We start from the raw sequence: 13717 nt of genomic DNA, 5'->3' as shown, positions 1-13717 counted from the left end.
CAGGTTTTGAGGCTTTCAATCCGACAGACCATCCCCGCAGAGACAGGCTCTTGGGTCCGAATCACTCCCGGAAGCGCAGGCCTCTGCACCTTGGCAGGATGAAGGAGGACAGCATGCGAGCCTTGGTTTGGCACGGCAAGGAAGACATCCGGTGCGACACCGTCACCGACCCCGAACTCGAGCAGCCGCGCGACGCCATCGTCAAGGTGACGAGCTGCGCCATTTGCGGCTCGGACCTGCACCTGTTCCACAACTTCATCCCGGCGATGCTGCCCGGCGACATCATGGGGCATGAGATGATGGGGGAGGTCGTCGAGGTCGGGCCCGAGGCCAAGCACAAGCTCAAGGTCGGCGACCGGGTGGTGGTTCCGTTCACGATCATCTGCGGCGAGTGCGACCAGTGCAAACGCGGCAATTTCTCGGTGTGCGAGGCCACCAACCGCAAGAAGTATCTCGCCGACAAGGTCTTCGGCCACCCGACCGCAGGCCTGTTCGGCTACACGCATCTGACCGGCGGCTATCCGGGCGGGCAGGCCGAATATCTCCGCGTTCCCTTCGCCGACGCGACGCACATCAAGGTGCCGGATGGGATCCCGGACGAGAAGGTCCTCTTCCTGGGTGACATCTTCCCGACCGGCTGGCAGGCCGCGGTCCAGTGCGACATCCAACCGACCGACACCGTCGCGATCTGGGGCTGCGGTCCCGTCGGTCAGATGGCGATCCGCAGCGCCGTCCTCCTCGGCGCCAAGCAGGTGGTCGCCATCGATCATCTGCCGGAGCGCCTGGACATGGCGGAAGCCGGTGGCGCCATCACCATCAACTTCGACGAAGAGAGCGTGGTCGAGCGTCTGAACGAGCTCACCGGTGGCTTGGGCCCGGAGAAGTGCATCGACGCCATCGGCATGGAAGCCCATGTCTCGCCGTCCATGCCGGATACGGTCTACGACCGCGCCAAGCAGATGCTGGGCGCCGAAAGCGACCGGCCGCACGTCCTTCGCGAGATGATCTACGTCTGCCGCCCGGCCGGGGTGATTTCGATCCCGGGCGTCTATGGCGGGTTGGTCGACAAGATCCCGATGGGCCAGCTGATGAACAAGGGGCTGACCATCCGGACGGGCCAGACGCACGTCAACCGTTGGACCGACGACCTCCTGCGCCGCATCGAGGAGGGGCAGATCGATCCATCCTTCGTCATCACCCACACCGTGAGCCTCGATGAGGGGCCCGAGATGTACAAGGTGTTCCGCGACAAGCAGGACAGCTGCGTCAAAGTCGTCCTGAAACCTTGAAGACCGGGGAGAGAAGACGTGACTTACACCATCTCGAACATCGCCCGGTCCAAGGGCGACCCGAAGGTCCTCCACGCCGGCCCCAGCTCGCTGGGAGCCGCCGACCGCTTGGCCAGGGCACTCGGCTGGTACAGCATCGCGCTCGGCGTGACGGAGCTGTTCGCGGCGAAGCGCATCACCCGGGCGCTTGGCATGGAGGGCAAGGAAGCCCTTGTGCGGGCCTATGGTGTCCGCGAACTCGGGCACGGCATCGTCTCGCTCTCGCCCGACAAGCATCTTGGGTTGTGGAGCCGGGTGGCCGGCGACGGGCTCGACATCGCCACCCTGATGATGGCCATGCGGCATGACAATCCGAAGCGCGACAACGTCGGGATTGCTCTCGCGGCGGTGCTGGGGGTGACGCTGCTCGACATCATCGGCGCGCAGGGGGTCACGGCCCGCCACCGCCGCCCCCGTGACCGGCCACGCTCCTACCGGGATCGGACGGGCTTCCCGCAGGGTGTCCAGGCGGCGCGTGGCGCAGCCAGGGATTTCAAGGTGCCCCCGGACATGCGGGCCGCACCAGCCCTCGCCGCGGTGTCCAATCGCGCCCCGCAGGAGAAGGCGCAGGAGAAGGCACGGCCGGTTTGAACCATCGACGATACGGCTGCGTCCGAGCGGCGTTTGCGCCGTGAGACGGCCGCCGCATCCCACACGATCTCGGCCACACGATCACGGCCACACGATCACGGCCACGCGATCACGGCCACGCGATGGAAATGAACATGCAACGGCTCGCAACGGTGACCCTGCTTTTCGGAACGCTCCTGGCCGGCACATCCATGGCGCAGCAGGGCGCCGCACCATCTCAGGGTACGGCGCACCTGGAGCAGGTCGCCAGCTTCGAACACCAAGTGACCGGGGTGACCGTTTCGAAGGACGGGCGCATCTTCGTCAACTTTCCGCGCTGGACGGAGGATGCACCGATCTCGGTCGCCGAGGTGACGCGCGACGGCCACATCAAGCCCTATCCGGATGACGCCTGGAACTCCTGGCGCAACGCCAAGAAGAACCAGATGGCGGCCGGGGATCACTTCGTGTGCGTCCAGAGCGTCGTGGCCGACGCGCGGGGCAATCTCTGGGTTGTCGACCCGGCCGCGCCGGCCACGGCACCCGTCGTGCAGGGCGGGCCCAAGCTCGTCAGGATCGACCTGAAGACGAACAAGGTTGCCCAGGTGATCCGCTTCGACGAGACGGTCGCACCCCAGGGCAGCTACCTGAACGATGTCCGGTTTTCGCCGGATGGGCGGCATGCCTACCTGACCGACGCCGGGGCCAAGGGCGCTCTCGTCGTCGTGGATCTGCAGAGCGGCAAGGCTCGACGCGTCCTCCACGGCCACCCGAGCACCCAACCGGAAAAGGATGTGGTGGTGAAGACCGACGGGCGGGAGTTGCGCCGGCCCGACGGGCGCGGGGTGGAATTTGCCGCCGACAGCATCGCGCTCTCTCCCGACGGGCGCACGCTCTATTGGAAGGCGCTGACCGGCCGGACCCTCTATCGCATCCCGACGGATGCCTTGGAAAACCCACGCCTGTCCGAAAAGGAGCTCAAAGCTCGCGTCGAGCGTGCCGCCGAAACCGAGCCGACGGACGGTCTTTGGATCGACGGGCGCGGACGGCTTTATCTGAGCGCGATCGAGCAGGATGCCGTGAAGGTCCGTGAGGGGAACAGCGTCACCACCCTCGTGCAGGACAAACGGTTGCGCTGGCCCGACACATTCTCGGAGGGGCCTGACGGGACCGTCTACGTCACCAGTTCCCGCATTCAGGACATGAACTGGTTCAAGCCCGAGACCGGCCCGCGCCTTGAGACGCAGCTGTGGCGCATCGAGCCTGGGCAGAGCGCGGAGGCGACCAGCCCGGTCGGGCAGCCCCAATGACCCCGACGGAGCCGTTGGGATGACAGGAGGCCGCCATGGTGGGACGACTGGAGCAGGGCCTTGGAGCACTGCTGATCCTGATCATCTTGCTCGATATTTTTCTGACCGTGCTCTACGCCCGGATCGGAACCGGCATCATCGGAATCAGGGTCGAGCGGCTGGTCTGGGCTTGCTTCGTCAAGGCCTCGAAGCTTCTTGGCTCTCGACACGGGAGCGTTCTGTCCTTCTGTGGTCCGGTCATCCTCGTGCTGCTGGTCGGGGTCTGGGCTCTCGGGCTGACGCTCGGGGCGGCGTTGATCATGCACCCGGAACTCGGCACCTCCATCCGCGCCACCAACGGCGAGACCCCCACGGACTTCGTCACCGCGATGTATGCCGGGGGAACCAGCATGGCCATCGTCGGGGCGAGTGACTTCACCCCGCACACGAGCCTCACGCGGCTGCTTTTCCTGTTCAACTCGCTGATCGGCATGTCGGTGATGTCGCTGACGCTGACCTATCTGATGCAGGTGTATACGGCGCTCCAAAGGCGCAACGTGCTGGCCATGAACATCCATTTCCTTTCAGGGTGCACAGGCGATGCCGCCGAACTGCTGGCGCGTCTCGGACCCGAGGGGCAGTTCAGCGGCGGCTACACGAACCTGTCGGAACTCGGTGTCGAGATGACCCAGGCCAAGGAGGCGCACCACTTCTACCCGGTGCTGTTCTATTTCCGCTTCAATGATCCCTACCACTCGGTGTCCCGTTCCACGCTGGTCGCGTTGGACACGGTGAGCCTGATCGGGAGCGCCCTAGATGATCAGAAGCACCGCTGGCTGCGGGAGGCGGGAGCTGTCGCGCAGCTCCGGGAAGCGTCCATGTTGCTCCTCGTCTCCTTGGAGAACACCTTCCTTCCCCATGGGGCACCGGACCGGGAGGCCCAACCGGACCAGCAGACCCGGGACCTTTGGCGGGCACGCTACCACGCTGCCCTGCAGCGGCTTCGGCAGGCGGGGATCCAGGTCACGGCCGACGGGCAGGCCGGCGCCGAGGCCTACATCTCCTGCCGGATGCAATGGGACCACCACGTCACGAACCTGGCGCCATCCATGGCTTACAGCATGGAGGAGATCGACGCGGCCATGAGCGGTTTGGGATCGAAGGACGGGCCGAACGATCCCCGGTCCCGCCTGCGCGTCGCCGATTAGCGGTGGCGATGCTGCTCGTGCCCGAAGCATCGGCGTCTGTGAAGGGAGGCCCTGTGGCTCAGCCCAGTCCAGGTCGGCACTGGACTCCGCCAGCGCCGGATCAACGGACCTCAGACGTCGTTGCGGTCGTGGGCCACGCGGAACCAATGCTCCGCATACTGGCGGCAGGTCTCGGCTTCGACGGAATCGCCGGACCGCTCGGCGTCGCTGGCCCGGGCAAGCCACTGGGCGTGCTTCTGCTGGGCGGAGCCGTTCACCTTGGGTTGCGAGGGCGCCGGCGTTCCCTGAGCGGCGTGCCGTTGGGCTGACTTGCCGAACCGTGCTTGCCGACGGGCCCGATCACCCGCCGGATTGTCAAAAGGCATGGACGTCGATCCTTGGATGCTCGGCGGACCGCGATCAGGAGCGGGGGATCATTCCCGAACGCTCAATCGCGGCCTTCTTTCGTCACGCCGGAAAACGCTCGGAAAGCTTCGGTCACATCATTCATGACCTGCGGGAAGAACGCAACGCGGCCGGCGAGCGGACCGTCGCTGATCGGTGTGGGGCGGGGGAGGGGGCGCGGCAAGGGAAGCGGCTTGCCGGGGTCCCGCTCGTCGGCCCGGGGCGGCTCGTAGAAATGAAGGGCGAGCTGGCCGTTGGGTTCCGCGGCGTAGGGGAGGCCGGGCTCGGTCCGGCGTTCCGCGCCGGGAAGGACATATTGATCGCCCTGGGCGGTCCTTTCCGTCAGCGGCATCCAAGACACCCCCTTCACCGGTTGAAGCCTCGCTCAACCTATCAGCAATCCGCCGCTCCGCTCCAGCGAATACGGCGGATTGCCGATGGCACGGCGGCGTCGGGCACCGGAGGCGCGGCTGAACCGGTGGCGCGGCCGTCCGCCCGGTCGTCGCCGCGGGGCGAGGATGGGTCAGACCGTTGGGATCGTCCCGCCGTCGATGACGTGTTCCGCGCCGTGGATGGCGGCGGCGCGATCCGAGGCCAGGAAGGCGATGAGGTCCGCCACCTCCTCGGGCCGGGCCGGGCGTCCCAGCGGGATGCCTCCAAGAGCGTCCAGGATGCTTTGGCGCGCCTCCTCCGTCGTTCCGCCGGTGCTGGCTGCGATGCGGGCCATCAGGGCGTCGGCGGCCTCCGTGTGGATCCAGCCCGGCGAGACGACGTTGACCCGCAATCCCTTCGGTCCGAGTTCCTTCGACAACGCCTTGCTGTAGGTCGTCAAGGCCGCCTTGGCGGCCGCGTAGGCGGTCGTGGAGTCGTGCAACGGCAGCCGGCGCTGGATGGACGAGACGTGGATGACCGTGCCGCTGCCGCGGGCGATCATCCCCGGCAGCAGGGCCCGGTCGAGCCGCACCGCGGCAAACAGGTTCAGGTCGAGTTCGGCGCGCCAATGATCGTCCGTCAGGGCGGCGAAGCCGCCGCTGGGCGAGGCGGAACCACCCAGGACATGGACGAGCACGTCGACGCCGCCAAGGATCTCCATGGCCGCCTCGGCGAGTGTCCGGGTTCCCTCCGGGGTGGTCAGGTCCGCCTCCACGAACCGGGCGCCCGACGGATCGTCGGCGCCCTTGCGCGCGGCCGTCAGGACCTGGGCGCCGCCCGCCACGAACCTCTGGACGGTCGCCCGGCCGGTGCCCTTGGTGCCGCCGGTGACGACGACGCGGCGTCCCTGGAACTCGATGGGGTCGATGCGGGCGGCCATCAGGCGATCTCCAGAGCGGCAATCGCTCCGCCCTCCAGCCGGAAGCGGAAGGTGAAGCGGATCGGGCTGCCGCTGAAATCGCTTGTGGTCAAGCCGTCCGCCACGATGCGGCCGTCCTCGTCGCGCCAGGCCTTGGGGCTGAAGACCGCCCGGCTGTCGAGTGTCGCTCTCCGAATCCAGGCCTTGATCTCCTCCCGTCCTTCATGTCGACCGCCATCGTCGAGGACGACCGCGCGTGGTGCGAACGCCGCGAGCATGCCCTCGGCGTCGAGCCGGGCGTTGGCCGCGACATAGGCGGCGATCGCGGGAGGAAGGTCATGGGCCATGGGTTCTCTCCGGAACTGTGTTGCTTCGGAGACAGGGTGCTATTAGGCTTTCCAGATGACAAGAACCGACGAAAAAGTAAGGTACTTACCGGAAGGTAAGCGTGCCTCCTACACGGCGGGGTCGGCGGCCCAGAGCGTGCAGAACGTGCTCCGCGTCCTGGAAGGCCGGTGGAAGCTCGTGATCCTGTTCCAGCTGTTCGGCGGTCAGGTGCGACGCTTCTCCGATCTTGAGCGGGCCATCCCCGGCATTTCCCAGAAGATGCTGATCCAGCAGCTTCGCCAGCTCGAGAGCGACGGCGTGGTCGGGCGCATCGTTCACCATCAGGTTCCGCCGAAGGTCGAGTATCATCTCACGGAATGGGGCCAGTCCCTGTGCCCGGCTCTTGACGCCCTGCTGATCTGGGCGGAGGGGGCGCCCGCCGACCTCCGGTCGCAACTCATCCTGGAGGGCGGGGAAGGCGATGCGCAAAAGCCGGAGACCGGCGCCACGTAGCCGGTGCCGGCCACGAACGTCGGCTCCTCCGGCCGGAGTCCCGCCTGGGCTGCGTCCTCAGACGCTCGATGCCGTCCAGGCGGTGCTGCCCTGCTGGGCGGTTCGCTGGCCTCCGGTCGCCACGGCCCGGCTGACGACCTCGCCGTCGAGATTGACGAAATAGGCCGCGGTGCGCGCGAGCTGCTCCGGCGTCAGGCCGTTAGCCCTCAGCTCGTCCCACATCCTCTCCATCTCGTGCTGCGGCCGGCCAAGATAGGAGTCGGTGATGCGGTCCATCAGCTTCTGCTGGTCGGCCGTCACGTAGGGCATGTAGCCGCGGTCGTTGACGGGCAGCGCCATCTGAAACGCCGGCGGGTCGCTCGTCCGGTTCCGGACGACCTTGTCCCGTTCGCGCTTGTATGCGGCCAGTTCCTCCTGCATGCGGGCAATCGCGCCGCTCTCGGCCCGCTCGGCCGAGGCGGGCGCCGCCATGGGGGTTGGCGATGGGGAGGCGTTTGCCGACAACAGATCCGAGAAATCGGGCGAATCCGCGGTTTGGCCGGCGCTTGGCATCCTGCCGCGATCCGAGACGACGGTCTGGCCAGCGGCCCCATGGTACCCAAGGACTTGCACGTTCCCCTCCACTGCGGTTCGTGGCTCCAGCCACGTGCCGCCGGGGAGTAGCAAAGGTTGTGCCATGACCGCGCGGCGCCGCGCACCGCGGCAACGGGCTTCCATGGGGTGTCTTTCGGACAAGCTTGACGCCGATGCGCTCGCCTTTCGCTTGGTCGGACTCTGCCTATGGGCACAAACTGCCCGGTCCGGTCGTGAAGCCGGGCAATCGGCAACGTTCAGGTGCGGCTGAAATTGCCAGGAACGCGTCGACTTGCTATAGGAATCCACCTCATCCCGCTGCGGTCGGTCGTCCGCGATGCACACGTTCAGCGCCACCGTCACCCGGCGTGCCCTTCTGATGCTGCTCGCCGCTGCGTTGACCCTCCTGGGAATCGTCGCGATGTCGGGGTGGCTGGCCGAAAGCACGCGGCAGTTTTCACGGTCCGTCGGCCGTACCACCGCCTTGCGGGTCGCCGCCGGGACGCTGCTCAGCCAGTTGCAGGACGCCGAGATCGGTCAGCGTGGGTATCTGCTCACCGAAGACCGCCACTATCTCAAGCCCTACGAGGCCGCCATCACCGCGGTCGACGCAACGATCGCCCGGCTGCGCGACCTTGGCGACGGAAGTGCCGGTGAGTTGCGCATCGTCGACCGCCTCGCCGTCCTCGCCGCCGCCAAGCAGGAGGAGTTGGCCCAGACCATCGCGCTGATGGAGGCCGGACGCCGGGACGAGGCGCTGGCCATCGTGCGCACCGACCGCGGCATGATGCTGATGGACGACGCCAGACGCTCGCTCGCCGACCTGATCACCCCCGCCGACGCGCAGCTCGACACCCAGCTCGCCGCCCTGATCGGGCAGGCCAGAGCGTCGGGCTGGGTGGCCAATCTGGGCGGCCTGTTCATCGTGCTGGTCGTCGGCGGCGCCGTCTGGATCGCGTTCCGCTACACGCGCGACCTCATGCGGGCGCAGCACGCGATCCGGGCGCTCAACGATTCCCTGGAACAGCGCGTCTGCGAGCGCACGATGGAGCTGCAGCGGGCCAACGGCGAGATCCAGCGCTTCGCCTACATCGTCAGCCACGACCTGCGCGCGCCGCTGGTGAACGTGATGGGCTTCACCGGCGAGTTCGAGGCGGGGCTGGAGAGCGTGCGCGCCCATTTCGCCCGCCTGCTGCGAAACGACGGCGACGCCGTGGCGTCGGAGGCGCGTCGGGCGGTGGAGGAGGACCTGCCGGAGGCCATCGGCTTTATCCGCGCCTCGACGGCGAAGATGGACCGGCTGATCAACGCCATCCTCGCCCTGGCGCGCCAGGGCGGACGGGTGCTGATCCCGGAGCCTGTCTCCATGCAGGCCCTGCTGGAAAATGTGGTCTCCAGCCTCCGTCATCAGGCGGGCGAGCAGCGCTGCGCCATCGACATCGAAAGCCCCCTGCCGGTCCTGGTGGCGGATCGGCTCGCCCTGGAGCAGGTGTTCGGAAACCTGCTCGACAACGCGATCAAGTATCTCGATCCGGCAAGGACGGGGCGGATCGCCATCCGCGGGCGGGCCGAGGGGGACCGCCTGGTCTTCGAGGTCGCCGACAACGGGCGCGGAATCGCTTCGCAGGATCACGAGCGCATCTTCGAGCTGTTCCGCCGGTCCGGCGTGCAGGATCGGCCCGGGGAGGGGATCGGGCTGGCCTATGTCCGGACGCTGGTCCGGCGCCTGCAGGGTGAGGTCACCGTCGAATCGGTTCCTGGACAGGGCAGCGTCTTTCGCATAAGCCTTCCTGGAGTCCTAGCCCTGTCATCGGAGACGCTCGCTCATGGCGCGTGACAGTGAGCCGGTGCGCATCGTCATGATTGAGGACGACGAAGGGCATGCCCGGCTGATCGAGAAGAACATCCGGCGGACCGGCGTCACCAACGACATCCTTCCCTTCGCCGACGGCACGAGCGCGCTCGCCTACCTGTTCGGTCCGGACGGAAGCGGGCGGGCCAGCATGGGGCGGGTGCTTCTGATCCTCCTGGACTTGAACCTTCCCGACATGACGGGGATCGATATCCTGGCGAGGCTCAAGGCCAATCCCCACACCCGGCGCTTTCCCGTCGTGGTGCTGACGACCACCGACGATCGGCAGGAGATCCGGCGCTGCTACGACATCGGGGCCAATGTCTACGTCACCAAGCCGGTGAACTACGATGGCTTCGCCGCGGCGATCCGGAAATTGGAACTGCTCTTTTCCGTCATGCAGATTCCGGAGGCGGAGGCATGACCGAGCCGGCCGTCCGCATCCTCTACATCGACGACGACGTCGTCATGGCGCGGCTGGTGCAACGGAAGCTCGAGAGGCGCGGCTACGCCGTCGAGTGCGCCAAGGACGGTCGGGAGGGGTTGGAGCGGCTGGAGCGGGGCGGCATCGCGGTGGTCGGCTTGGATCACGAGATGCCGGGGGCGAACGGGCTGGACATTCTCCCCGACCTGCTGTCGCGCGAGGACGCGCCGCCGGTCGTCTACGTCACCGGCGCCGGCGACACGCGGGTGGCCGTCGCGGCGCTGAAGGCCGGCGCGGACGACTACGTCCCCAAGGAGGCCGGTGAAGGCTTCTTCGACCTGCTGGTGGCGGCCATCGAGCAGGCCCGCGAGAAGGCCCATCTGCGCCGGGAACGGGAACGCGCGGAGCGGGAGGTGCGCGCCGCGCGGGACCGTGCGGAGCTTCTGCTGCGCGAGGTCAACCACCGCGTCGCCAACAGTCTGGCCCTGGTGGGCGCCTTCATACAGATGCAGCGATCGGACCTGTCCGACCCCGAGGCCCGCGCCGCGCTGGGGGAGACCCAGGCGCGGATCATCGCCATCGCCGGCATCCACCGAAGCCTCTACACCTCCGACGACGTGCGCTCCGTCCGCATCGACCTCTATCTGGAAACGCTTCTCGCCGGGATGCACACCGCGATGGCCTCCCGGCGCCCAGACCGTTTCACCGTCATCGCCGACGCCGTGTCGGTGCCGACCGATCAGGCCGTGTCCCTGGCGGTCATCGTGACCGAGCTGGTCACCAACGCCTGCAAATACGCCTATCCGGACGGCCGGACCGGCAGCGTCCGCGTCCGGGCCACGGCCGCCGATGGGGCCCTGTCGGTGAGCGTGGAGGACGACGGTGTCGGCTTCTCCCGCGACGACGCCCCGCGGGGAACCGGCCTTGGCACCCGGATCGTCCAGGCGATGGCGAACAGCCTGGGAGCGCGGTTGACCTACGACCGTCGGCAGGCCGGCACCTGGGTGACGTTGACGATGCCGCTGCCGTGACGGCGTCCAGCGCCTCGTCCGCCACACGGTGTACAGGGCGTTGCCGTCCGACGTCTCCAGCCCGTGGCGCTCGGCCGCCGGATGGGGATTGTCGTCGACCTAAAGCGGATTGCAATCCGCTTTGGATCGCGACGGCGGTCCCGGCCGCACATGCGGCCGAAGCCCGCCGGCAAGTGAGGCGATGTGAGTCTAAAGCGAACGGAAGTTCGCTTTAGCGTTTGCGCAGCAGGAGCGCCGTGACCACCGGCGCGCCGACCAGAGCGCCGGAAATCGAGTGGCGCAGCGGCAGATGACGTCCGTCCAGGCGGGGCGTCAGCGTTTCCCCTTTCCGGGCAGGCGATGCAGCAACTCACCCACGATGCCGCGGCGGAAGACCAGCACGCAGACGACGAAGATGGCACCGATCACCACCGGGACCGGCAGGCTGGTGGCCGCCAGATAGCTTTCCAGCGTGACGACGATGGCCGCCCCCACCACCGGGCCGAGCAGCGTGCCCATGCCGCCGAGCAGCGTCATCAGCACCACCTCGCCGGACATCTGCCACGTCACGTCGGTCAGCGAGGCGAGCTGGAACACCAGCGCCTTGGTCCCGCCGGCCAGTCCGGCGAGGCTCGCCGACAGCACGAAGGCCAGCAGCTTGTAGCGCTCCGTCCGGTAGCCGAGCGACACGGCGCGCGGCTCGTTCTCGCGGATCGCCTTCAGCACTTGACCGAAGGGCGAATGCACCGCGCGCCAGATCAGGGCGAAGCCGCCGAGGAAGATCGCCAGCACCGTGTAGTACATCGTCAGCGGCTGGCTGAGGTCGAACAGCCCGAACAGATGCCCGCGCGGCACCGCCTGGATGCCGTCCTCGCCATGGGTGAAGGGCAGTTGCAGGGCCAGGAAGAAGATCATCTGGCTCAGCGCCAGCGTGATCATGGCGAAGTAGATGCCCTGCCGGCGGATGGCGAGTAGGCCGAAGACCAGCCCCATCCCCCCGGCCGCCGCGGTGGCGGTGAGCAGCCCGGCCTCGGGCGACCAGCCCCATTCCTTGACCACATGGGCGGCGACGTAGGCCGCCCCACCGAAGAAGGCGGCGTGGCCGAAGCTCAGCAGCCCGGCGAAGCCGATCAGCAGGTTGAAGGCGCAGGCGAACAGCGCGAAGCACAGCACCTTCATCAGGAAGACCGGGTACAGGGCGTAGGGCGCCAGGACCGCCAGAAGCAGCAGGGCTCCGGTCAGCAGGATTTTCGGCGAGCCGCCGCGCATGGCGAGGCCTTCGTGCAGCGTGTCCCTGGTTTGCAGGCTCATGGCTTATCTCTCCCGCCCGAACAGGCCGGCGGGCTTGACCATCAGCACCACAGCCATGATGACGAAGACGACGATGTTGGAGGCTTCCGGGTAGAAGACCTTGGTCAGCCCCTCCAGCAGCCCCAACCCCAGTCCGGTGACGATGGCGCCGAGGATCGAGCCCATGCCGCCGATCACCACCACCGCGAAGACGACGATGATCAGGTTCGACCCCATCATCGGCGAGACCTGATAGATCGGTGCCGCCAGCACCCCGGCCAGACCGGCCAGCGCCACCCCGAAGCCGTAGGTCAGCGACACCATCACCGGCACGTTGATGCCGAAGGCCTGGACCAGGGTCGGGTTCTCGGTGGCCGCCCGCAGATAGGCGCCCAGCCTGGTCCGCTCGATGGCGAACCACGTGCCCAGGCAGACCAGCAGCGAGGCCGCCACCACCCAGCCGCGGTAGGTCGGCAGATACATGAAGCCGAGGTTGGTGCCGCCCCGCAGCAGGTCCGGGATCGGGTAGGGCTGTCCCGACACGCCATAGTGATGGCGGAAGGCGCCCTCGAAGATGAGCGCGAGGCCGAAGGTCAGCAGCAGGCCGTAGAGATGATCGACCTTGTAGAGCCGGCGCAGCAGCGTGCGTTCCAGCGCCAGTCCGACCAGCCCGACCGCCAGCGGCGCCAGAACCAGCGCCCCCCAGTAGCCGACACCGGCGTAGGTCAGCAGCAGCCACGCCACGAAGGCGCCGACCATGTACAGGGCGCCGTGCGCCATGTTGACGACGTTGAGCATGCCGAAGATCACGGCCAGCCCGAGGCTGAGCAACGCGTAGAAGGAGCCGTTGATCAGGCCGAGCAGAAGCTGGCCGAACAGGGCCTGCGGCGGAATGCCGAGCAGTTGGGACATCGGGCGTTCTTCTCCCGCTCACACGCCGAGATAGGTGTGGAGCTTGTCCATGTTGGCGTGGAGCTGGTCGTTGGGGATCATGTCCACGACATGGCCTTCCTCCATCACGTAATGGCGGTCGGCGATGGTCGCGGCGAAGCGGAAATTCTGCTCCACCAGCACGATGGTGAAGCCGCGTTGCTTCAGCGCCCGCACCGCCACCCCGATCTGCTCGATGATGACGGGGGCGAGACCCTCGGTCGGCTCGTCGAGCAGGATCAGGTCGGCGCCGGTGCGCAGGATGCGCGCGATGGCCAGCATCTGCTGCTCGCCGCCCGACAGGCGTGTGCCCTGGGTGGTGCCGCGGCCCTGCAGGTTGGGGAACAGCTCGTAGATCTGCGGCACGGTCATGCCGCCGGACTTCACCACCGGCGGCAGCATCAGGTTCTCGTCCACGCTGAGCGAGGAAAAGATGCCGCGCTCCTCCGGCACGTAGCCGATGCCGAGGCGGGGTATCCTGTGCTGCGCCATGCCGATCAGCTCCTTGCCCTGGAAGCGGATCGAGCCGGTGCGCTTGCCCATGATGCCCATGATGGCGCGCATGGTGGAGGTCTTGCCGGCGCCGTTGCGGCCGAGCAGGGTCACCACCTCCCCCTGCCGCACCTCGATGCTGACGCCGTGCAGCACGTGGCTCTCGCCATAGAAGCCGTGCAGATCGGCGATCCCGAGCATCGCCGTTCCAGTCCCGGCGGTCGTCTTGCGCATCC

Annotated in this window: 16 protein-coding genes; 8 read left to right on the top strand and 8 right to left on the bottom strand. The window is 67.5% G+C overall.

From position 1 onward, the window contains the following. Window positions 1–113: 113 nt before the first annotated feature. From D3869_RS17850 to D3869_RS17835, 4 genes are all read left to right on the top strand, one after another. A complete protein-coding gene (locus D3869_RS17850) occupies window positions 114–1289 on the top strand; it encodes a zinc-dependent alcohol dehydrogenase (protein WP_137116775.1) in 1176 nt (391 codons plus the stop codon). Between the two features lie 18 nt (window positions 1290–1307). Next, the gene (locus tag D3869_RS17845) at window positions 1308–1919 is read left to right on the top strand and encodes a hypothetical protein (RefSeq protein WP_137141262.1); all 612 of its coding nucleotides are present in this window, start codon (window positions 1308–1310) and stop codon (window positions 1917–1919) included. Between the two features lie 134 nt (window positions 1920–2053). After that, entirely contained in the window at window positions 2054–3208 is a 1155-nt protein-coding gene (locus D3869_RS17840) for an L-dopachrome tautomerase-related protein (protein ID WP_137141261.1), read from the top strand. 35 nt (window positions 3209–3243) lie between these two features. Beyond that, window positions 3244–4395, top strand: coding sequence for a potassium channel family protein (locus tag D3869_RS17835; RefSeq protein WP_137141260.1), 1152 nt, complete (start codon window positions 3244–3246; stop codon window positions 4393–4395). A 110-nt stretch (window positions 4396–4505) separates the two neighbouring features. Here D3869_RS17835 and D3869_RS34635 read toward each other — a convergent pair whose 3' ends face one another. From D3869_RS34635 to D3869_RS17815, 4 genes are all read right to left on the bottom strand, one after another. Next, window positions 4506–4760 carry a DUF4167 domain-containing protein gene (locus D3869_RS34635; protein WP_137141259.1) on the bottom strand — a complete coding sequence of 85 codons (255 nt, stop codon included), beginning with the start codon at window positions 4758–4760 and terminating at the stop codon, window positions 4506–4508. 62 nt (window positions 4761–4822) lie between these two features. Next, window positions 4823–5131 (bottom strand): hypothetical protein, encoded by a 309-nt coding sequence (locus D3869_RS17825; RefSeq protein WP_137141258.1) that lies wholly within the window; start codon window positions 5129–5131, stop codon window positions 4823–4825. 171 nt (window positions 5132–5302) lie between these two features. Next, window positions 5303–6091: an SDR family oxidoreductase gene (locus D3869_RS17820; protein WP_137141257.1), complete on the bottom strand. Its 789-nt coding sequence runs from the start codon at window positions 6089–6091 to the stop codon at window positions 5303–5305. Then, entirely contained in the window at window positions 6091–6417 is a 327-nt protein-coding gene (locus D3869_RS17815) for a nuclear transport factor 2 family protein (RefSeq protein WP_137141256.1), read from the bottom strand. Before D3869_RS17815 ends, D3869_RS17820 begins: the two co-directional genes overlap by 1 nt. Before the next feature lie 55 nt (window positions 6418–6472). On the opposite strand from D3869_RS17815, the gene D3869_RS17810 reads away from it, so the two are divergent. Beyond that, window positions 6473–6910 carry a winged helix-turn-helix transcriptional regulator gene (locus D3869_RS17810; RefSeq protein ID WP_137141255.1) on the top strand — a complete coding sequence of 146 codons (438 nt, stop codon included), beginning with the start codon at window positions 6473–6475 and terminating at the stop codon, window positions 6908–6910. Window positions 6911–6967: 57 nt separating this feature from the next. Here D3869_RS17810 and D3869_RS17805 read toward each other — a convergent pair whose 3' ends face one another. Then, a complete protein-coding gene (locus D3869_RS17805; RefSeq protein WP_247895914.1) occupies window positions 6968–7462 on the bottom strand; it encodes a hypothetical protein in 495 nt (164 codons plus the stop codon). A 358-nt stretch (window positions 7463–7820) separates the two neighbouring features. Between D3869_RS17805 and D3869_RS17800 the strand changes: the two genes are divergently transcribed. The 3 genes from D3869_RS17800 to D3869_RS17790 are packed head-to-tail and all read left to right on the top strand — an operon-like array spanning window position 7821 to window position 10790. Then, window positions 7821–9320, top strand: a complete 1500-nt coding sequence (locus tag D3869_RS17800; protein ID WP_137141253.1) for a sensor histidine kinase — start codon at window positions 7821–7823, stop codon at window positions 9318–9320. Continuing rightward, a complete protein-coding gene (locus D3869_RS17795; RefSeq protein WP_137141252.1) occupies window positions 9310–9759 on the top strand; it encodes a response regulator in 450 nt (149 codons plus the stop codon). The genes D3869_RS17800 and D3869_RS17795 overlap by 11 nt, the downstream gene beginning before the upstream one ends. Next, entirely contained in the window at window positions 9756–10790 is a 1035-nt protein-coding gene (locus D3869_RS17790; RefSeq protein ID WP_137141251.1) for a sensor histidine kinase, read from the top strand. The genes D3869_RS17795 and D3869_RS17790 overlap by 4 nt, the downstream gene beginning before the upstream one ends. Before the next feature lie 312 nt (window positions 10791–11102). Here the strand turns inward: D3869_RS17790 and D3869_RS17785 are convergent, their stop codons facing one another. The 3 genes from D3869_RS17785 to D3869_RS17775 are packed head-to-tail and all read right to left on the bottom strand — an operon-like array spanning window position 11103 to window position 13715. After that, the gene (locus D3869_RS17785) at window positions 11103–12038 is read right to left on the bottom strand and encodes a branched-chain amino acid ABC transporter permease (RefSeq protein WP_247895924.1); all 936 of its coding nucleotides are present in this window, start codon (window positions 12036–12038) and stop codon (window positions 11103–11105) included. 45 nt (window positions 12039–12083) lie between these two features. Then, window positions 12084–12971, bottom strand: coding sequence for a branched-chain amino acid ABC transporter permease (locus tag D3869_RS17780; protein ID WP_137141249.1), 888 nt, complete (start codon window positions 12969–12971; stop codon window positions 12084–12086). Window positions 12972–12989: 18 nt separating this feature from the next. After that, window positions 12990–13715, bottom strand: a complete 726-nt coding sequence (locus tag D3869_RS17775; RefSeq protein ID WP_432613424.1) for an ABC transporter ATP-binding protein — start codon at window positions 13713–13715, stop codon at window positions 12990–12992. Between the last annotated feature and the right edge of the window lie 2 nt (window positions 13716–13717).

This window comes from Azospirillum brasilense (assembly GCF_005222205.1).
Taxonomy (GTDB): Bacteria; Pseudomonadota; Alphaproteobacteria; order Azospirillales; family Azospirillaceae; genus Azospirillum; species Azospirillum brasilense_G.
This window is presented reverse-complemented; position numbering and strand designations above follow the sequence as displayed.

Excerpts from the sequence above, each read along its gene's own strand:
- D3869_RS17850 (WP_137116775.1), top strand. The coding sequence starts at position 114 with ATGCGAGCCTTGGTTTGGCACGGCAAGGAAGACATCCGGTGCGACACC.
- D3869_RS17840 (WP_137141261.1), top strand. The coding sequence starts at position 2,054 with ATGCAACGGCTCGCAACGGTGACCCTGCTTTTCGGAACGCTCCTGGCC.
- D3869_RS17835 (WP_137141260.1), top strand. The coding sequence starts at position 3,244 with ATGGTGGGACGACTGGAGCAGGGCCTTGGAGCACTGCTGATCCTGATC.
- D3869_RS34635 (WP_137141259.1), bottom strand. The coding sequence starts at position 4,760 with ATGCCTTTTGACAATCCGGCGGGTGATCGGGCCCGTCGGCAAGCACGG.
- D3869_RS17825 (WP_137141258.1), bottom strand. The coding sequence starts at position 5,131 with ATGCCGCTGACGGAAAGGACCGCCCAGGGCGATCAATATGTCCTTCCC.
- D3869_RS17820 (WP_137141257.1), bottom strand. The coding sequence starts at position 6,091 with ATGGCCGCCCGCATCGACCCCATCGAGTTCCAGGGACGCCGCGTCGTC.
- D3869_RS17815 (WP_137141256.1), bottom strand. The coding sequence starts at position 6,417 with ATGGCCCATGACCTTCCTCCCGCGATCGCCGCCTATGTCGCGGCCAAC.
- D3869_RS17810 (WP_137141255.1), top strand. The coding sequence starts at position 6,473 with ATGACAAGAACCGACGAAAAAGTAAGGTACTTACCGGAAGGTAAGCGT.
- D3869_RS17805 (WP_247895914.1), bottom strand. The coding sequence starts at position 7,462 with ATGCCAAGCGCCGGCCAAACCGCGGATTCGCCCGATTTCTCGGATCTG.
- D3869_RS17800 (WP_137141253.1), top strand. The coding sequence starts at position 7,821 with ATGCACACGTTCAGCGCCACCGTCACCCGGCGTGCCCTTCTGATGCTG.
- D3869_RS17795 (WP_137141252.1), top strand. The coding sequence starts at position 9,310 with ATGGCGCGTGACAGTGAGCCGGTGCGCATCGTCATGATTGAGGACGAC.
- D3869_RS17790 (WP_137141251.1), top strand. The coding sequence starts at position 9,756 with ATGACCGAGCCGGCCGTCCGCATCCTCTACATCGACGACGACGTCGTC.
- D3869_RS17785 (WP_247895924.1), bottom strand. The coding sequence starts at position 12,038 with ATGCGCGGCGGCTCGCCGAAAATCCTGCTGACCGGAGCCCTGCTGCTT.
- D3869_RS17780 (WP_137141249.1), bottom strand. The coding sequence starts at position 12,971 with ATGTCCCAACTGCTCGGCATTCCGCCGCAGGCCCTGTTCGGCCAGCTT.
- D3869_RS17775 (WP_432613424.1), bottom strand. The coding sequence starts at position 13,715 with ATGCGCAAGACGACCGCCGGGACTGGAACGGCGATGCTCGGGATCGCC.